We start from the raw sequence: 17,214 nt of genomic DNA on the forward strand, positions 1-17,214 counted from the left end.
CGGTGACCTCGAGCAGCGACTCGGCGCCGTTGCCCTTGACCAGGCCGACAGCCTGGTTGTCCGGTTCTCTGTGCGATGCCATCGCTGCTCCTACCCGTTCGTCCCGTGCGCGCTTGCCGTCCCCGACTCGGTGCCGTCATCGGGCACACCGAGATAGGCGGCGATCACCGCGGGGTCCTCCCGGATATCGGCGGGCAGCCCGTCGGCGATCTTGCGTCCGAACTCGAGCACCACGATCCGGTCGGTCACGCCCATCACCAGGCGCATATCGTGCTCGATCAGCAGCACGGTGAACCCGTCGTCGCGGATCTTGCGGATCAGATCCATCAACGCCGACTTCTCGCTCGGATTGAACCCGGCCGCAGGCTCATCCAGGCACAGCAGCTTCGGCTCGGTGGCCAGCGCCCTGGCGATCTCCAGTCTGCGCTGATCGCCGTAGGACAGGTTGCGCGCCTTCTCCACCGCGCGCGGCGCGATGCCGACGAACTCGAGCAGCGCCATGCCCCGCTCGATCGCATCGTGCTCCTCGCGGCGATGCCGCGGGGTGCGGAAGATGGCGCCGGGCACGGAGGTCTTGTGCCTGGCGTCGGTGCCGACCACCACGTTCTCCAACGCCGTCATCTCGTTGAAGAGCCGGATGTTCTGGAAGGTGCGCGCGATGCCGAGCCGGGTGATGGCGTTGCGCTTGGTCTTCGTCAACGGCTTGCCGTCGAAGTAGACCGTGCCCGCCGACGGCCGGTACACGCCGGTGATCGCGTTGAAGCAGGTCGTCTTTCCGGCGCCGTTGGGTCCGATGAGCCCGAGGATCTCGCCGCGGCGGATCTCGAAACTCACTGCGTCCAACGCGGTCAGACCACCGAACTGCACGGTCAGCCCCTCGGTGCGCAACAGCGGCTCACCAACGGCGGTCTCGATCTCGCGATGCGCGGCGACGACCTCCGCGACCGTCTCCGCGTCGCCGAGATCGGGGATCACCGCGGTCAGATCGACCACGCCCGCGCTTTCCACCTCGGGTGCGGCCGCGTAGCCCGCGGCCATGTCCTCGTTGTCGAACAGCGCACCACCCGCGCCAGGCCCGGTCATCGGGTCTCTCCATTCGCCTCGTTGTTGAACGGTTTACGCACGGCCTGGTAGACCTGCCGCCCGTAGGCGAGGAGCTTCTGCCGGACCGGGAAGAGGCCCTGCGGTTTGAAGATCATGACCACCATCAGCGTGATGCCGAAGAACAGGTACTTGTAGTCGCCGAGCGACTGCGCGCCAGGCTGCTGGAATGTCAGCACGTTACCGAGCACAACGAGCAACACGACCGTGACTACCGCCGCACCGGCCGCATAGCCGAGCCTGATCGGCCGTTCCTGTTCCCGAGCCCACCTGCGCCACACCACAATCAGCGCGACGACAACGACGACGCTGACGACGATCATGATCCAGCCGGTCACCGTCTGCCCCACCGCCTGCACCGAAAGCAGCCGGTTCGGCAGGTACACGATGATGAACGCGCCGACGATCACGCCGAGCTTGTTGCCCTGCCCGCCGATGACGACCGCGCACAGGAACAGCATCGAGTTGATGACGTTGAACCCGGTCGGGTTGATGAACTGCACCTGGCCTGCGTACAGCGCGCCGGAGAGGCCGCCGACCGCGGCGCCGATCATGAACGCCCACAGCTTGAATTTGAACGTCGGCACGCCCATGATCTCGGCCGCGTCCTCGTCTTCCCGGATCGCCACCCAGGCCCGGCCCGGACGGCTGCGCTCCAGGTTGCCGACGATCAGCAGCACGATGATCACCAGCACCATGCCGAGCCAGAACCACCATGTTCCGGAGTTGGCACGGTCGAGCAGGCTCGATGATTCCGAATCGCCGAGATTGCCGGACGAGAAGTAGCCGTTGGGCTTGTTCTCGGAGACACCGACACTCGGGTAGGCGATGCCGGACAGGCCGAGGCTGCCGTTGGTCAGGTCGCCGAGGTTGTCGGCGAGCAGCCGGACGATCTCACCGAAGCCGAGCGTCACGATCGCCAGGTAGTCACCGCGCAGTCGCAGCGTCGGGGTGCCGAGAATCAGGCCGGAGACCGCGGTGACCGCGACCGCCAACGGCAAGCACGCCAACCAGGCCCACTTGTCGTTGAGCCAGCCGCCGTCGGTTTGGTTCCACGGACTGTTGGGACTGGTGAGCAAGCCGACGGTGTATGCACCGACGGCGTAGAAGCCGACATACCCGAGGTCGAGCAGACCTGCCTGTCCGACAACGACATTCAGGCCGACAGCGAGCAACGCATACATGGCGAACTGCGCCATGACGCCGCCGAAGCTGGTGCCTGGGGTGTCGATGAACGACGGAGGGAACAACGGAAGCAGCGCGAGCGCGATGATGGCAGGGACGCCGATCCCCCACTGGGCCGGGCGTGACAGCCCGCCCCACCAGGAGCGCAACGCATCGCCGACACCCCGCCCAGGCTCCTGCTTCGGCTGCGGGGCAACGGTTTTGGCAGTAGTCGTCATGCGCGGGCCTTCCCGAGGCTCTCACCGAGAATGCCGGTCGGGCGAATCATCAAGACCAGCACGAGCACCACGAAGGCGACCACGTCGCGCCACTCGGTGCCGAACAGGATCTGGCCGTAGTTCTCCGCGAGACCGAGCAGCAGGCCACCGAGCAGTGCGCCGCGCAGGTTGCCGATACCGCCGAGCACCGCGGCGCTGAATGCCTTGATGCCGAGGATGAATCCACCGGAATAGATGATGCCGTTCGGGATCTTGAGCGCGTAGAGCAGCGCCGCCGCACCGGCGAGCACGCCGCCGATGAGGAAGGTGAGCAGGATGATGCGCTCCCGCGAGACACCCATCAGCGTCGCCGTGTCCGGATCCTGTGCCACGGCCCTGATGCCGCGGCCGAACTTCGTTTGGTTGATGACCAATTCGGTGGCGATCGCCAGGATCACCGCGGCAACGATGATCACAAGCGTCACGTTGGTGATGTCGGCGCCGCCGAAGCTGAACTGAATGGTGGGCTCCACCAGCATGATCGGCTTCTGGGCGTTGGTGCCGCCGAGTCCGGGCCAGACCTTCGGCAACACGAAGTGCACGAGTTCCTGGATCACGAACGAGGCGCCGATCGCGGTGATGAGGAAGATCAGGGGTTTGGCGCCGCGTTTGCGCAGCGGCCGATAGGCGAGGCGCTCCAAGCCGACAGCGGCGCCACCGGACACCGCCATGCCGAAGATCATTGCCAGCGCCAGATAGGTGACGGTGAGGATGACGCCCTGCGAGTAGACGTCGCCACTCGGTGCGAAGCCGAGCAACATCAGACCGATGTACTGGCCGAACATGCCGAGCATGAATATTTCCGAATGGGCAAAATTGATAAGCCGCAGCACACCGTAGACCAGGGTGTAGCCCACAGCGACCAGTGCGTAGATCGCACCGTATGACAATCCGTCGACGGTCAGTCGCCAGAAATTGTCGATCACTCCCTCATAGTTGAAGTCGATCGATCCGCCGGCGAGTTGTACAGCGCCGGCTAATGCAGTGGTTGACATTCGTTAATTCGCCCTCATTCATTCGCCCTTCACGAAACAGCAGCACGTAACGGGATTCGCGCGAACCCCGTTACGTGCTGCGCGACTCGTGTTTCGGGTTACTTGACCGTGTAGATCCAGATGAGCGCGTTGCTCAGCTCGCCGTTGGCACTCCACTTGTACTGACGGGCCAGACCGGCGCCGTCGTAGGAACGCACGTACTCGAGGATGTCGGGGCGGCTGACCTTGCCCGCACCGATCGCCTTGGTGAGGATCGTAGCCAAGTCGTAGGCCTCGACCGAGTAGACACCCGAGGGCTGCTTGTTGAAGGCGACGTAGTCCTTCTCGAACTTCTCCGGAGCCGGACCACACGGGCAGGTCAGCGTCGCGCCCTTGGCCGCGCTACCCGCCTGCGAGAGGAACTGCGGATCGTTGGTGCCGTCCGGACCGACGAAGACACCCTTGAAGCCACCGGACTTCAGCTGCTGCGCGAGCGGCGCACCCTCGGCGTAGTAGCCGGCGAAGAACACCGCGTCGGCCTTCGCGCCGGAGATCTTGGTGACCGTGGCGGCAAAGTCCTTGTCACCGGTCTTGATGCTGGCAGCGCAGCTCGGGTCGGCGGCAGCGCCGAGACCCTCGGTGATGCTCTTGGCCAGGCCGGTGCCGTAGTCGCTGTTGTCCTGGACGACGCAGACCTTCTTGTAGCCCGCGGTGCCGGTCAGGTACTTCGCCACCGAGGGGCCCTGCACATCGTCGTTGGCCAGGCCGCGGAAGAAGCTGGTCCAGCCGTTGGCGGTCAGCGTCGCGTTGGTCGCCGAGGAGGTCAGCGAGGCCAGACCCGCGTCGCTCAGGATCTTGCCGGTCGCCTTGGTCTCACCGGAGAACGTCGGGCCGAGCAGGGCAACGATCGACTTGTCGTTGACGATCTGCGGGATCACCTGGGTGGCCTTCTGCGGGTCACCCTCGGTGTCGAACGACTTCAACGTGATCTGGCAGCCGGGGTTGGCCTTGTTGTGCTGGTCGAGCGCCAGCTTCGCGCCCATGTCGATGTTGATGCCGAGGGCAGCATTCGGACCGGTCAACGCGCCGGCAAAGGCGAGAGTGGTCGGCGCGCAGGTCGCCTTGCCGTCGCCCGCGGGATCGGCGGCCTTCGCCGGATCGACCTTCGGAACTTCCTTGCCGTTGATGTCCACCTGCGCGACCGGCGTGATCTTCAGGTCGGTCGCACCGCTGGTGCCCGACGTGTTCGTACCGGTACCGGTCGACTTGTCGCTACAACCGGTCAGCACCAGCGCGGCGACAGCACCGATTGCCACAACTCCCCGCGTCGTACGACTGCGCCATGTCGAACTAAGCACGTTTCACCTCTAAGTCCTGTGCTCCCCCGGATCACCGAGGAGGCCAACCACGTCAGCCCGGTCAGAACATAGCGTTGGCGCGTTAGATCCGCATCACATTCGGGTCATGAATCCGACATTGCGTCGAATTCTTGTGCACGATCGCGTTTCCAGTGAGTAAAATTTCCGACCAATCGACGCAGGTGGACACGGTCCATCAGCACGGCATGCGCCGCGGACGACACCGGCAGAAACCTGTCAGCCCAGGTCCGCTCAACGGACCTGGACCGTCACTTCGGGGCCAAGTTCTCCAACACGACCTCCGCGACCGCCTTCATGGTCGTCCGGCGATCCATCGCCGTGCGCTGTATCCACTTGAACGCCTGCGGCTCCGAAAGGCCCTGCGTCTGCATCAGCACGCCCTTCGCCCGCTCCACCAGCTTGCGCGTCTCCAGCCGATCGGCCAGATTCGCCACCTCGCCCTCCAAGGCGGTGATCTCGTGGAAACGGCTCGCCGCCAACTCGATCGCAGGCACCAGATCCGACTTGGTGAACGGCTTCACCAGATACGCCATCGCACCGGCATCCCTGGCCCGCTCCACCAGATCCCGCTGGCTGAACGCCGTCAAAATCACCACCGGCGCAACACGTTTCGACGCGATCTCGGCCGCGGCATCAATACCGTCCCTGCGCGGCATCTTCACATCCATGATGACCAGATCCGGCCGATGCTCCTCCGCGAGATCCACCGCCTGCTGGCCATCGCCAGCCTCACCGACCACCAGATAGCCCTCTTCGGTCAGCATCTCGACCAGGTCCATGCGGATGAGCGCCTCGTCCTCCGCGACGACGACGCGCTTGGCCCCCGCGTCGCGCTTCGTGCCCGCGCCCCCTGCTGCATTGCTCATAGGTAGACCCCTCTGGTTCCGATGCCTGTCCGACACGCCGAAGGGTGGACGTTGGTCCAACTAACCGACCATCGACCTCACCACCACGCATCGAGTGATGTAAAGAGTACCTTTCACTTCGGCATAGAACGCATATACCCAGGGCAAACCCACCGCTCGCGCCGCGCGGCACAACCAGTTAGGTCCAAGCGCCACCCACCCGCTATCATTTCCACCCGGTGCGCCGGGTTGGCGGAACTGGCAGACGCGACGGTCTCAAAAACCGTTGTCCGAAAGGACGTGTGGGTTCGAGTCCCACACTCGGCACCAAGGTAGAGGGCGGTTTCTCGGAACCGCCCTCCCACCCACTTCCTCACGCAGTCCGCAGTTGGTCCGCAGCTGCTCGGGCACCGGCATCCATTCCGTCCGCGACGATGTCCAGATCGTCCGGGAACAGGTGCCCGCACAGGTCCAGAGTCAGCGTCGCGGTTTTGTGGCCGAGCATCCGCTGGACGACCTTGATATTCGCCCCGGCGCTGATCGCCAGCGACGCAGCGGTATGGCGAAGCGCATGCGGCACAACGCCCTTCAATCCGACCGTGGCCGCCGCCTGGTCGAACACCCACCGGAATTCCGTCGAGGTGAGGTAGCCGCCCTTGTGCTCGGGAAAACCAGCTCATCCAACTCACAGCCCTCCAGCAGCTTCGCGAGCTCCTTGACCAGGATTCTGGGCACCGGCACCGCACGAGTCGTGTGATTCTTCGTGTCGGTCTCGACCATCCCCTCACCGGTCACACCAGTTGCCGAACGAGTGACATGGATGCGGCGGTTGTCCACGTCGATGTTCGCACCGCGGAGTGCGATGGCTTCGCCGAACCGAATACCGGTGTAGGCCAACGTAAATACGAGCGTGCGGAATCGACTGGCCGCCATGCCCAGTTGCATCACCTCCACGTGGGTGAGGTACCGTCGCTCCCCCGCAATCATCGACGGCAGGTCGATTTCCTCGGCAGGATTCACCGCCAGACGCTTCGATTTGATCGCGAACCGCAACACCTGACTAAGCACCTGATACGACTGAATCACCCGCGAAGCGGAAAGCCCGCGACCCTCAAAACGCGCGCTGCCCGACTGTGAGAGATTCACCACCCATTCCTGAATATCCTCGAACTCGACATCCCGAAGCGGCACCGAGCCCCAGCGTGGCAACACGATCGTATCCAGCAGCGATCGATATCCGGCGACGGTCTTTGGTTTGCGGAATTTCTTTGAGGTGAACCATTTCTCGGCGACCACAGAGAACAGCACGCCGCTACGGTCCGGGTCCACCCACGTACCCGTGACCACCTTCGTCGTTACGTCACCATCGATGAACTTCTGCGCCTGAACCTTCGTGTCGAACGACTGCGAGCGCTCTACGCCGTTCGGGTCGACGTACCGGGCACGCCACCGCTTGCCCTTGCCGAGCCGCTCTTCCGACTTCACCTTCTTCTTCGACTTCGCTGCCCGTGACCGGGTCTACCTCGACCACCGTCGGGTGCCACCGGTCCTCGATGCCCGACCGTGGATTACGTCGCGTCACCATCAGGCAGCCTCCCCACCGCGAGCGGTCTGCCGCTCCTGTTCGGCGATCCATGCCAGCACCACCGAGCGTTTCCACACCCGTCGCCGCGGACCAAGCTTGAAGCTTTCCGGGCCGTAGCCGACATGCGCCCACCACCGCCAGGTCGCTTCGGGAATCCCGGTCAGCTCCTCGCAGCCCTTCGCCCGTAGGTAAATCTCTTCCTCAGTCATGTTCAGCCCCTCCCGTTCCTATGCCACTCGCCGAATTGCCGAAGTTTCTTGCGCTCCAGGTGGACCAGCGGCCAGCTGAGCTCTCAGGTATTCCGCACGCCATGTCGTGCGTTTGGCGATCGCGCCCATGATCAGGTGCTCACGCAAGGGTCGGGACTTGTCGCCAGGTTCGACCGGAGTGACGCGCAGGTGCGAGGTGTCCGGCTTCTCGATCCGGCATCAGCAAGGAGTTGCCGAACAAAATCGACCCGGTCTTGCTTGTGGTCGGGCAGGGTCTTGCCGGACCAACGCCGGGAGACGAGCACCCGTCGACCGGGCAGGCCGAGAGTGTCGCGCCGGTGTGCTTTGCCCTTGCAACGTCCAGGCACGGTCTTGTCACTGGTCCCCTGGGGGCCCGCTTCGGTTCCCACACCGGCTGGAAACTCCCGCCGTAGACGCGGTTCTCGGCATCGAAACGCGGCCACCACACTTGGTGATAAGTCGCCGCGGTGACCAGCTTGAGCAGCTCGCGAGAGATCGCACCGCGGATCAGGATGTGCAGATGCGGGGCACCACGCTTCTGCGGTTCCACGGTGGCGAAGTACTGCACATCCCAGCCGACCGCGCGCCGCAAGTTCTGGATCCAGCGATCGACCAGCTTGGAGAAGAACACGATGTCCCGTGCGGCGGTCACGTAGTCGTAGCTGTCGACGTACAGTGGGGAGCCGTCGGAGACCTCTTGGCCTGTGGGATCGGTGGCGCCGTGGGGGTTGATGCGCCCGTAGGAGGGCATGGTGAGGGTGACGAACATCGAGGGTTGATGCTTGCCCGCGAACACCTTGCCGACCGTGGTCTTGGCGACCTTGCGACGAGGCAGGTTCGGTGCATCCTGACGCCGCCGAGTGGACCGCCGACGCCGATCCTTGGCCGTGGCATCCAAGGCCGGGAGGCGACCACGCAGGCCCGTTTCCCGCAGCTCGACGTCCAGGTCCCGGACCACCTCCGCGATACCGGCCGCCAGCTCCTCATCACCATCGGCGACGGCCTGCCGATACTGGGCGACCAGATCGGCTCGGGCGGTAAGCAATTCGACCTGAACGTCAGTCGGATCGGACTTGGCGGCTACGGGCTCACGATCGGTGTGCCAGCCTTCGCGGCATTGAGCGATGCGCAGCAGCCGATTGGCTTTGGCGCAGGCCGGGCACACCGATTCGATCGTCGACTTACACGGGGAGCCCTCGTAGGTGACCGTGCCTGTCTTGGGGTCCTCGATCCGCATCGCGATAGGTCGCTTGCACACCTCGTACTGCTCGGCGGCAGCCTGGGCGACCTCGAACAGGTTGGGTAGGGCACGGCGCTGTGCCGCAGTTCCCCCGTCCGAGGTAAGACGATGGTGTCGGTCATCAGGCAGCATCCTTCATCCAATGACCGCCGTCGATGCGCGGCAGTTCAATCGGTGTAGCGAGCGAATCATCAAGGCGGAAAGCAAGTTCCACGACAGCGGGAGCGGCGATGGTGGCTCGGCACTCCTGGGCACCGAAAGCGTGGGCCAGGTGCTCAACACGGTTCTGCCAATCAGCCGGGCAATGCCCTTGCAGCATCCGCACCTGAACCACATCCACCGACGCACCGATCCGCACCGAGAACAGACGCGGAACGAACGTCCTGTCGTCGCGGGTGATCGTCAAGCCGCAGGCATCGAGCAGCCGGGTCCAGCGACGGCGGTAGCGGAACCACGTCAGGAACCTGGTTTGTGCCCGCGCAGTGATCCACCGCTCGAAGGTCTCGGGATGCTTCGCACGCCAGAGCACCATCCCCGCGATGAACATCACGACAACCACGACCGCCCACGGCCACCCGATCAGAACCCCGGCGGACCTTAGCTACCGATCAGGCAGGCGATGGGCGCCGCATCTGCGAGCCCCGTTTGGCCACGTCTGCGCGGCACCCATCCATGGTCACATCGCCTGCATCCGACAACGCTGTCCGATACGCAACTTGTCAACACTCAGACCGCCCGGCAGATGTCCTACGACCTCCGAAATATCGAATTGAGTGGGCAAACGCTGGTTGAAGATGTTCGGTGCCATCCGGAAGCGCGACCGACGACACGATCTCGCTGCCCCTTTCCCCATCAACCACAGTGTGCGATAATCGCACACATGGCTGACGTCAACGCCCAGACACTAGGCGAGCGCATCCGAGATGCACGCAAGCGTGCGGACATGAGCCAGGACGACCTGGCGCGGTCCGTTGGCCTAGAGCGCACTGCCGTCAACAAGATCGAGGGAGGCGTTCGCAAGGTCACGGCGCTTGAGCTGGCCGATATCGCCGCCGCCATCGGCGTGCGTATGTCCACATTCTTCGAGGAACCCATTCCAGCGCTCGTCTCGTATCGGTCCAGCCAGGGGCTGGACACTACAGACTCACAGATCGACGCCCTGCTCGCGAAGTTGGCCGATGAGGTCGAGTTCATCGTCTCGTTGGGAGCGAGCGAATTGGGCATCGAAGCTGCTGACATCGTCGGCAAGGCCAGTATCACAAGGCCTTCGACCAACGCTGAGGCCGAGTCGCTGGCGGCAAAAGCACGTAGCCTGATGGCCCTTCCAGCCAACGAACCTATTCACAAGCTTTCTGAAAGCGTTGCGCGTATCGGACTCCTGACGTTCTCTCGCAATATCGGCCAGGACATCGCTGACGCCGGGACAATCCTGCTGCGTCGCGGAGGTGTCAGCCTCATCAACAGTCACATGAAAGTCGGTCGTAGGCGGCTCTCGCTGGCGCACGAACTCGGTCACTATCTAATCGCAGATGACTACACAGTCGACTGGCGAGTCACCGACTACCCCGATCATGCCGTCCCCATGGAGTCACGCCTCGATCGTTTCGCCCGAGCACTGCTGCTCCCGGAATCGGCGGTCGGACGGCAGTGGCAAATGGCGGTTGACCAGTTCGGAGAGCGCAGAGCAGCAATTCAGCTAGCAAGTGCGTTCCGGGTTGACATGGCAACCCTCGCAACGCGGCTAAAGGAACTAGCGCTTGCCGACAACGAGACGATCACTTTGGTACGCCAGTGCCGCACCTCTCAGACAGACATCGTTGAGATGAATTTGTGTGTCCCACTCGAAGAGCTCACGGACACAACCGTTCCTCGACCATTCGCGCTTGCGGTGCTGCAACTTGTGCGTGATGAACGGATAAGCCGGGAGCGGGCGTTGGAATTACTCCAAGGTACTTTCGACGAGACTGACCTTCCGCGCATTCGCGAACGACGATCCGATGAAATTTGGAATTTCGTATCGTGACAGTACCCGACAACGCATGGGTATTTGACACAGGACCGTTACGGCACTTCTCGGTGCAGGGATGGCTGGGAGTATTGCGGTTCCTCGCAGGCGACCGTCCCGTCTACATACCTGACAGCGTCGAAGATGAACTTAACCGTTGTACTGAGCATCGTTCGGCTGTTCGCGCAACGCTCGACGCCGACTGGATCCACGTTCACCGATCGACTGATCAAGATTTCAGCGAAGCGTTCGCTCATTACCATGATCGGTTGGTTGCGAACGGCAAGAATCGAGGTGAATGCGGCGTCCTCGCCATGGGGCAGATTTACAAGTGTGAAGTGGTGATTGACGACGCCACCCCACGGCGGATCGCGGAAGAAAAAGGAATTCGCGTCACGGCAACTGTCCCGTTGCTATGCAAGGCGATTCGTGAGAAGAAACTCACCACAGTAATGGTTGAGGAGTTGGCCGACAATCTCTTAGAGGGCGACTATCACCTACCGTTTGCTCGCGGCGGCTTCCGGCAGCATGTGATGGAGAACGGACTTCTTGACTACGAGGATCTTTGAAACAACCCTCTAGCTCGAATACCTACAGGGCTGTCGACCTAGGCCGCATTAACCATCCGCGCAGACCGCATGCCGCGCATCTTTCCTCGTCACCAGTCGAACGACGCCGCAGCAGCAGCGCAGGTACACAAGTGTCGGGCTTCGATATCGGGTGTCATTTGATGCTTGAGGTGTGAGCTTCGGTGTCGGGCTTCAGTGTCGGGCTCCGGATACTGCCGAAATCCGCCATTAAGGATCAAGAGCGGCGGCCCTACGGGCCGCCGCCGCGCTGGCGACGCGCAACGGGGCTACGCTCCGCCCCTCCGCCGCCCCGGCGCAGTCGGCGCGTCGGCGACGACCCGCAAGGCCGAATACCCTGATCCATCCATGCTGCATACCGGCAAAACCGCACCCCGAAAAGGCCGGCGGGGAAGCCGCGGTCACGTCTACAGATCCACGTGCTGGCCTGGGTGCCCGCCTCCTCATGGCCCAATGATCTGACTTCGCCACGGGAGAGTAAAGGGCGCTTCGCGTCGCTACGCGATGCCTGCGGCACCCTTGACTATCCCTCCCTCAGCACAGGACGGCCAGGATGAGGAAGCGGGTGGTGTAGGTGACAGGAGAAAATTGCCTGTCAGGCACGCTGGCCCCGCTGTGCGGTTACTTCATGCTAGGCCGGGTCCTTCTTTGAGCCCGCGACCAGATCTTTCAGAATGTCGATTACACCAGTCGGTATAATGGCAACCTGGTCCGTCTGAGTTCCTTCGGGAAGGTCCGGTACCGAGAAAACTCTTGCCCCCAGAATATTAACGATATTCTCACGCGACTCTTCTGATGGGAGCTGTTGCACATAGGCGGACACTGTCTTCAACTGCACTGCGGTGGTGCTGGCCCAAAGCGCGGACTTCCGGTGATGGTGCGCGATCCGTGCCGTGTACCCAGCTATGGCAACCAATGGCGCAAGGAGTGCCAAGTGGCCAATGACCGATTTCCACATAGAATCGAACACTCCGAAACCCGACAGCCATCCGCCAACCGCAAGGCTTACGAGAAGTGAAAGAATAGTAGCGCATGTCCAATAGAAGGCTCGATTACCCTCATCTGATGCCAATTCCGCGAAATGGTTAGCTAACGCACTATTTCCTGTGGCACCCGCCGCCTCCTGGGCCGCCTTACTGGCACGCCGTGCATCGCCAGCAGCAGATACGGCTTGATTGGCGGCCATGCGTGCATTTATCGCACGGCGACTCGTAAGCTCAATACCTTCAAGCTTGCGCCTCCATTTCAGAAAAGCCGCTTCCTCGCTGGTGGCATTAGTGAGCCGCACTCGATAGTCCGTAAACCCTCCCATGGTCAACGCCGCTGCCGCATTGCCTATCCAAGCTAGAAGAAATGATAGAATATCCGAACTATCCATCTGTCGCGACTGCTCAAGCATTAGATTCGAGAGATATGTCCTTAGTTCCGTGAATTCCTTTTCGCTAATATAATCCGCAAGATAGCGTTGGATAATTTCACCGTCAATGACTACGGGTTCAGGTTTGAAGAGCAGCAACTCTCTCAACTCATCTAGAGTGCTAGCGATCAGAAAATCTGTCTCGTCAGAGTCGCTGCTAGAGTCTGCCCAAGCATTGCCGAGAACCTGAGGTATCACGGCGCGAATGGAACGGTCTAAATCCAACCATTCATCCCTGAAGGGTCGACTATTGTCGTCTACCCACGGATAGTCCGTATCCTCAGGTTGGGTCACCATAGATGGACGGTATACGACCAATGATGTGGACCGCACCAATTCTGCAAATATGGCGACCGGGCCGCACTGGGGGTTAGGTTCGCTAGCGACACGCATTGTCCGCCGAGCAGACTGCAGGGCTCGACTCGGCCAGCCCAATACACCCGTGACCTGCCCGAGTCTGCCTCCGGAGCAGACGGCCGCCCAGCGTGGTTGGCAGACGGTAAGCAGCACAATCCACCAGCCGCGGGGCCATCCCAGATGCCCTTACCTACCGCCCCTTGCATCCCAACTCCGGTGCCATTTGGCCAGCGTTGATCATCTCCTGTCGTATCCGACAAGATTCCTCCAACTTCTGCTGCTCTTGGTTAATGCCGTTCACTAACAAAATCCCAAGAATAACGAGCACCACAATGCTGATCACGGCCAGCCAGAACCGTGCAGTGGGCGGCTTGCTGAGCCAATCGCCTCGACCCTCGGTTTCCATGGTTCCCATCCAGAGCCCCCTAGCCAAGGCTATCGGCAGCGGGGGCTGCGAGACACCGTTTCGGTCGGCCCACACTCCCCGCCGAGGCTCCGCAGTCCGCAACTGGTCCGCAGCAGCGCACGGCGAGACCGAGTCCCACCAACGAACCAAACGATCGTATCCGCTGGTCAACAACGTTCCGCTACCGACACCAACAGTCTCCGATTCCTGCAAACGTCGAGAGGGACAATCTCAAAAACCGTTGTCCGAAAGGACGTGTGGGTTCGAGTCCCACACTCGGCACTCGATCACAGGGGACCCCTGTCCGCGGAAAGCGCGGACCGGGGTTCTCTTCGTAATCACACTGGGGGTGCAACCCCCAGACCCCGCTCGGCGGGGCTTCGCCCCCCGAGCCCCCCATGCAGTGGGCGCGTTTGTTGGTCAGTGCACCTTCAATATGCTGCTGTGCGCCTTGGTTGATGCCGTGCCTTCGGCAGTATGTGACTCGCGCGAACTCAGTCTCACTTGCTCGAGCTCGGGGTGTGCAGATCGCACGACTCGGAGGGTGTGGCTCGCGCGAGCCTGGGGTGTGCGACTCGCGCGAGGTCGGGGGTCGTGGAGACTCGTGGGTTTCTCGGAGGCCGGTTGGTGGTCAGCTTGCCGGGCAGGCGGATGGTTGGCCTGCGGGGGCTTGGTCGGCTACCTGCTCGAGGGCGGGGCCGAGTACGGGGGTCAGGCGGGACCAGGGAATCTGGACGCAGGGGTAGCCGGTTACGTAGCGGCCTGTGTCGATGTGTACCTGGAGTGCGGTGGGGGTGGGGACCCAGTTGGCGAAGTTGGTGGCGGTGGGGGTCAGGTTCTCGGCGATGCTGCCGGACAGGCCGGGGTGCACTGCGTCCATCGCTTCTGTTGTCGCCTTTGCCAATTCGGTGATGCCGGCGCCGGGATCGAGGAACAGATCGCTGATCAGGATGGGGGTCGCGGTTCGAGTGTTGGTGGTGATGGTGCCGAGGATCTTCATCGGATGGGCCTCGCCGGTGTACGAGACGAAGCCGTAGACGACTTCGGCGACGGTTGTCTCGGTGAAGTAGATCCGGGCGTGGGTGGTGACGGAATGCGGGCGCGGGTCGTTGGCGCGGTTGACGTTGTCCACTTGTTCCTGGATGTATGCGCGGACACCGTGATTGAAGACCTCGGTCACGCGCGGGTCACCGCCAGACAGTTCGAGCGATGCCGCGGTGTCGGTCTTGCCAACGCCGTTGGATACCGCGACCTCACGGACCGTGTAGGTCTGTCCCGCCGAAACACCGGTGGTTTGGTCCGCGGCAGCGGTGCTGGTGGGCGGGGAAGTCGCAGGAGCGGTGGTCGCGTCAGCGGTCCGCTGCTGCGCCGCCGTAGAGCTGCTCTGGCCGGGGGTGGTCGGGCCGTCATCGCAGCCGCTGAGCACCGCCACCAACGACAGGGCCACAACCGCCTGGCACAGCGCCTGCTTCGTTGTCGATCGCATCACCGCTCCTCTCTGCTCATGGAATCGAAATCTGGTCCGCTTGCCACGAGACAGTCGACTCCGCGGCGCCGACCTCTATATCGCCTCATCAAAGCACCCCGTTTACGTCCCTGCCGGGAGATCGGGCGAAGGTTCGAACTGAACGGCGGTCTGCCTCGTATTCAGGCGTAGGTGGGCAGCAGGACGCCCGAGTCAGCGGAGGTTGCGATGCGGGTGAACAGGCAGACGGTCGATCTGAGCGAGTATCCGGATCTGGTCGTCATCTATCTCGGGATGCGGGTGCGCAAGCCGAGGGGGGTGCTGCGGTTGCTCGGTCTGGGGCCGAAACTCTATAGCTCGCACCAGGATCGGCCGGACGGGCTGCTGTCGCACGAGGACGTGATCTGGGCGCTGTTTCCGCCGCACTGGGGCGCACGGCAGTACTGGCGTGATCTCGACAGCCTGGAGCGGTGGACTCGCTCGGCGCCGCACCGGGATTGGTGGCGGAAGTTCCTGCAGGACTCCGGCGGCACCGGGTTCTGGCACGAGGCGTACTTCATGCGGGGCGGCATCGACGCGATGTACGACGACATGGACGGCACGACCGGGCTGCCCAGATTCGCGCCTGCTATCGCCATGCGCGGAAGGATGTTCTCCACCAGGGGGCGCGTCGAGAACAAAGCGGCCAAGGTGGCGCCCGTGATCGACGAAAAGACTTACTACAAGGGTGAATTCGAGTAACAGGCAGCGGTTATCACGGGGCAATCACAGCGTGGCGTTTCGATACATCCTACGCAGGGTATGTGCACAGGGACACACTCGCACTTTTGCCTCGGTCGCCCGAATGCGAACGCCCCTGCGCGCGGTTTGTGTACGTCGATCGACCTGGAGATGAACATCTGTCCAGGAGGCCCATATCAGGAGGATTTCGGTCATCTGGACGGCGATTCAGCCCTTACCGTATTCCTATGCACGTCCTGTTCGTTTGCAATGGCAATGTTTGTCGTTCGGTAATTGCCGAGCGCCTGACCCGAGCGATTGCGATCGACCACGACCTGCCGGACCTCACCGCCGAAAGCGCCGGAACCCGGGCACTGGTCGGTTTTCCGGTAGAACCGCTCGCCGCGGAAGCGATCATCGGACTCGGCGGCGATCCGAGCGGTTTCAAGGCACGACGGCTCAAGCCCGAGATGATCGACAATGCCGACCTGGTATTGACGATGACCGAGCAACTGCGCGACAACGTGAGCCAGCACGGCTTCGGAGTCGGCGCCCGCACCTTCACGCTGCTGGAGGCCAGCCGAATCGCGCACGTGACCGGGGCGCGCTCGATCGCCGGGCTGCACCGGGCGCGCAACGACCTCTCCCTGGTCGGCCGGGAGAACATCGCCGACCCCGTCGGCCTCTCCGAACAGGCATATTGCGAGGTGGGCGACCGCATCGCGGAGGCATTGGTCCCGCTCATGCTGGCCTTGGCGCCCTATGAACAAACGAAACCGGTGGTCGACGAGCCGGGCGGCCTGGTCATCGAACCGACCTCGAAGGCCCCCGAACTGGCCTCTTTCCTGGCAGCGCACCGCGTCCACTGACCCGAACGGCCCGATCCGACACCAGCAATACGGGGCCGCTATGTCTATTTCCGGGCCGGAGGTATTACACTCCCGCGGACAACAATTTCCGCCGTTGCTGGTTCGACACACGACAGGAATAGACATGCCGAAACGCATTTCGGATGTTTCGCTCCATGTGTATGTGACACCGGAAACTCTCGAAGCGATCGTCGAGACCGTGCGCGCGGTGGTGGACGACCACCTGCAGGACCGCGACGTGTTCGCATGGCGCTTCACCCTGCCCGTCGACAGTGACGACCGGGCCCACGTCGCGCTCGAAACCCACTGGCGCGCAGCGCATCCCGGACAGGAGCCGACCGGGTGCGGCACCCACGAGATCGCGCTGAGCCTGGTCGGCGCACCCGCCGAACTCAGCGACGCCGACATCGCCGAGCTGGAACAACAACTGCGGCACCGCATCTCCGGGCTCGCAGGCGAGGATCCGAGCCGGGAGATCCCGTTCTCGATCCGCGCCATGCAGCGCACCGACGTCGACCTCGACGCCGAGCGCGAACGCATCTGACTGCCCGCTAGCCACCCTGAAACGACTGCACCGCACCGACTTTCCGTG

16 protein-coding genes, 1 tRNA gene and 2 pseudogenes are annotated in these 17,214 nt (G+C 62.8%); 6 read left to right on the forward strand and 13 right to left on the reverse strand.

The window, feature by feature from the left end; genetic code table 11:
* Positions 1 to 90: 90 nt before the first annotated feature.
* From ACGFNJ_RS37485 to ACGFNJ_RS37505, 5 genes are all read right to left on the reverse strand, one after another.
* Entirely contained in the window at positions 91 to 1,083 is a 993-nt protein-coding gene (locus ACGFNJ_RS37485; protein ID WP_393459740.1) for an ABC transporter ATP-binding protein, read from the reverse strand.
* A complete protein-coding gene (locus ACGFNJ_RS37490) occupies positions 1,080 to 2,504 on the reverse strand; it encodes a branched-chain amino acid ABC transporter permease (RefSeq protein ID WP_393459743.1) in 1,425 nt (474 codons plus the stop codon). Before ACGFNJ_RS37490 ends, ACGFNJ_RS37485 begins: the two co-directional genes overlap by 4 nt.
* On the reverse strand, positions 2,501 to 3,538 hold the full coding sequence (locus ACGFNJ_RS37495) for a branched-chain amino acid ABC transporter permease (RefSeq protein WP_069164462.1): 1,038 nt from the start codon (positions 3,536 to 3,538) through the stop codon (positions 2,501 to 2,503). The genes ACGFNJ_RS37490 and ACGFNJ_RS37495 overlap by 4 nt, the downstream gene beginning before the upstream one ends.
* A 98-nt stretch (positions 3,539 to 3,636) precedes the next feature.
* On the reverse strand, positions 3,637 to 4,833 hold the full coding sequence (locus ACGFNJ_RS37500; protein ID WP_393459747.1) for a branched-chain amino acid ABC transporter substrate-binding protein: 1,197 nt from the start codon (positions 4,831 to 4,833) through the stop codon (positions 3,637 to 3,639).
* 311 nt (positions 4,834 to 5,144) lie between these two features.
* Complete coding sequence (locus ACGFNJ_RS37505) at positions 5,145 to 5,762, reverse strand: ANTAR domain-containing response regulator (RefSeq protein ID WP_069164460.1); 618 nt, start codon at positions 5,760 to 5,762, stop codon at positions 5,145 to 5,147.
* 222 nt (positions 5,763 to 5,984) lie between these two features.
* Between ACGFNJ_RS37505 and ACGFNJ_RS37510 the strand changes: the two genes are divergently transcribed.
* Positions 5,985 to 6,071 (forward strand) — tRNA-Leu (locus tag ACGFNJ_RS37510).
* Between the two features lie 43 nt (positions 6,072 to 6,114).
* Here ACGFNJ_RS37510 and ACGFNJ_RS37515 read toward each other — a convergent pair.
* The 5 genes and pseudogenes from ACGFNJ_RS37515 to ACGFNJ_RS37535 form a co-directional block, all read right to left on the reverse strand.
* Positions 6,115 to 7,226 (reverse strand): annotated as a pseudogene (locus ACGFNJ_RS37515) (tyrosine-type recombinase/integrase).
* 99 nt (positions 7,227 to 7,325) lie between these two features.
* A complete protein-coding gene (locus ACGFNJ_RS37520; protein WP_393459751.1) occupies positions 7,326 to 7,535 on the reverse strand; it encodes a helix-turn-helix transcriptional regulator in 210 nt (69 codons plus the stop codon).
* 131 nt (positions 7,536 to 7,666) lie between these two features.
* Positions 7,667 to 8,002, reverse strand: a complete 336-nt coding sequence (locus tag ACGFNJ_RS37525) for a replication initiator (protein ID WP_393460012.1) — start codon at positions 8,000 to 8,002, stop codon at positions 7,667 to 7,669.
* A 65-nt stretch (positions 8,003 to 8,067) separates the two neighbouring features.
* Positions 8,068 to 8,928 (reverse strand): annotated as a pseudogene (locus ACGFNJ_RS37530) (replication initiator); the annotation flags it as partial.
* Positions 8,918 to 9,343 (reverse strand): hypothetical protein, encoded by a 426-nt coding sequence (locus ACGFNJ_RS37535; RefSeq protein ID WP_393459754.1) that lies wholly within the window; start codon positions 9,341 to 9,343, stop codon positions 8,918 to 8,920. The pseudogene ACGFNJ_RS37530 and the gene ACGFNJ_RS37535, both read right to left, overlap by 11 nt.
* Before the next feature lie 333 nt (positions 9,344 to 9,676).
* On the opposite strand from ACGFNJ_RS37535, the gene ACGFNJ_RS37540 reads away from it, so the two are divergent.
* Both ACGFNJ_RS37540 and ACGFNJ_RS37545 read left to right on the forward strand, forming a co-directional pair.
* A complete protein-coding gene (locus ACGFNJ_RS37540; RefSeq protein WP_393459757.1) occupies positions 9,677 to 10,819 on the forward strand; it encodes a helix-turn-helix domain-containing protein in 1,143 nt (380 codons plus the stop codon).
* The gene (locus tag ACGFNJ_RS37545; RefSeq protein WP_393459760.1) at positions 10,816 to 11,370 is read left to right on the forward strand and encodes a hypothetical protein; all 555 of its coding nucleotides are present in this window, start codon (positions 10,816 to 10,818) and stop codon (positions 11,368 to 11,370) included. Before ACGFNJ_RS37540 ends, ACGFNJ_RS37545 begins: the two co-directional genes overlap by 4 nt.
* Positions 11,371 to 12,019: 649 nt before the next feature.
* Here the strand turns inward: ACGFNJ_RS37545 and ACGFNJ_RS37550 are convergent.
* From ACGFNJ_RS37550 to ACGFNJ_RS37560, 3 genes are all read right to left on the reverse strand, one after another.
* Positions 12,020 to 13,102 carry a hypothetical protein gene (locus ACGFNJ_RS37550; protein ID WP_393459763.1) on the reverse strand — a complete coding sequence of 361 codons (1,083 nt, stop codon included), beginning with the start codon at positions 13,100 to 13,102 and terminating at the stop codon, positions 12,020 to 12,022.
* A 250-nt stretch (positions 13,103 to 13,352) separates the two neighbouring features.
* Entirely contained in the window at positions 13,353 to 13,577 is a 225-nt protein-coding gene (locus tag ACGFNJ_RS37555) for a hypothetical protein (protein WP_393459766.1), read from the reverse strand.
* 622 nt (positions 13,578 to 14,199) lie between these two features.
* Positions 14,200 to 15,054, reverse strand: a complete 855-nt coding sequence (locus ACGFNJ_RS37560; RefSeq protein ID WP_393459769.1) for a hypothetical protein — start codon at positions 15,052 to 15,054, stop codon at positions 14,200 to 14,202.
* 207 nt (positions 15,055 to 15,261) lie between these two features.
* On the opposite strand from ACGFNJ_RS37560, the gene ACGFNJ_RS37565 reads away from it, so the two are divergent.
* The 3 genes from ACGFNJ_RS37565 (at position 15,262) to ACGFNJ_RS37575 (ending at position 17,166) form a co-directional block, all read left to right on the forward strand.
* Positions 15,262 to 15,774, forward strand: a complete 513-nt coding sequence (locus ACGFNJ_RS37565) for a monooxygenase family protein (protein ID WP_393459772.1) — start codon at positions 15,262 to 15,264, stop codon at positions 15,772 to 15,774.
* A 227-nt stretch (positions 15,775 to 16,001) separates the two neighbouring features.
* Positions 16,002 to 16,622 (forward strand): low molecular weight phosphatase family protein, encoded by a 621-nt coding sequence (locus tag ACGFNJ_RS37570; RefSeq protein WP_393459775.1) that lies wholly within the window; start codon positions 16,002 to 16,004, stop codon positions 16,620 to 16,622.
* A 124-nt stretch (positions 16,623 to 16,746) separates the two neighbouring features.
* Positions 16,747 to 17,166: a hypothetical protein gene (locus tag ACGFNJ_RS37575; RefSeq protein ID WP_393459778.1), complete on the forward strand. Its 420-nt coding sequence runs from the start codon at positions 16,747 to 16,749 to the stop codon at positions 17,164 to 17,166.
* Positions 17,167 to 17,214 lie beyond the last annotated feature (48 nt).

This window comes from Nocardia sp. NPDC049149, from assembly GCF_043197455.1.
GTDB lineage: Bacteria > Actinomycetota > Actinomycetes > Mycobacteriales > Mycobacteriaceae > Nocardia.

Bases quoted from the DNA above. Each gene is read 5' to 3' on its own strand.
- ACGFNJ_RS37560 (WP_393459769.1), bottom strand. From the start codon at position 15,054: ATGCGATCGACAACGAAGCAGGCGCTGTGCCAGGCGGTTGTGGCCCTG.
- ACGFNJ_RS37570 (WP_393459775.1), top strand. From the start codon at position 16,002: ATGCACGTCCTGTTCGTTTGCAATGGCAATGTTTGTCGTTCGGTAATT.
- ACGFNJ_RS37550 (WP_393459763.1), bottom strand. From the start codon at position 13,102: ATGGTGACCCAACCTGAGGATACGGACTATCCGTGGGTAGACGACAAT.
- ACGFNJ_RS37490 (WP_393459743.1), bottom strand. From the start codon at position 2,504: ATGACGACTACTGCCAAAACCGTTGCCCCGCAGCCGAAGCAGGAGCCT.
- ACGFNJ_RS37535 (WP_393459754.1), bottom strand. From the start codon at position 9,343: ATGTTCATCGCGGGGATGGTGCTCTGGCGTGCGAAGCATCCCGAGACC.
- ACGFNJ_RS37555 (WP_393459766.1), bottom strand. From the start codon at position 13,577: ATGGGAACCATGGAAACCGAGGGTCGAGGCGATTGGCTCAGCAAGCCG.
- ACGFNJ_RS37540 (WP_393459757.1), top strand. From the start codon at position 9,677: ATGGCTGACGTCAACGCCCAGACACTAGGCGAGCGCATCCGAGATGCA.
- ACGFNJ_RS37565 (WP_393459772.1), top strand. From the start codon at position 15,262: ATGCGGGTGAACAGGCAGACGGTCGATCTGAGCGAGTATCCGGATCTG.
- ACGFNJ_RS37495 (WP_069164462.1), bottom strand. From the start codon at position 3,538: ATGTCAACCACTGCATTAGCCGGCGCTGTACAACTCGCCGGCGGATCG.
- ACGFNJ_RS37575 (WP_393459778.1), top strand. From the start codon at position 16,747: ATGCCGAAACGCATTTCGGATGTTTCGCTCCATGTGTATGTGACACCG.
- ACGFNJ_RS37485 (WP_393459740.1), bottom strand. From the start codon at position 1,083: ATGACCGGGCCTGGCGCGGGTGGTGCGCTGTTCGACAACGAGGACATG.
- ACGFNJ_RS37505 (WP_069164460.1), bottom strand. From the start codon at position 5,762: ATGAGCAATGCAGCAGGGGGCGCGGGCACGAAGCGCGACGCGGGGGCC.
- ACGFNJ_RS37520 (WP_393459751.1), bottom strand. From the start codon at position 7,535: ATGACTGAGGAAGAGATTTACCTACGGGCGAAGGGCTGCGAGGAGCTG.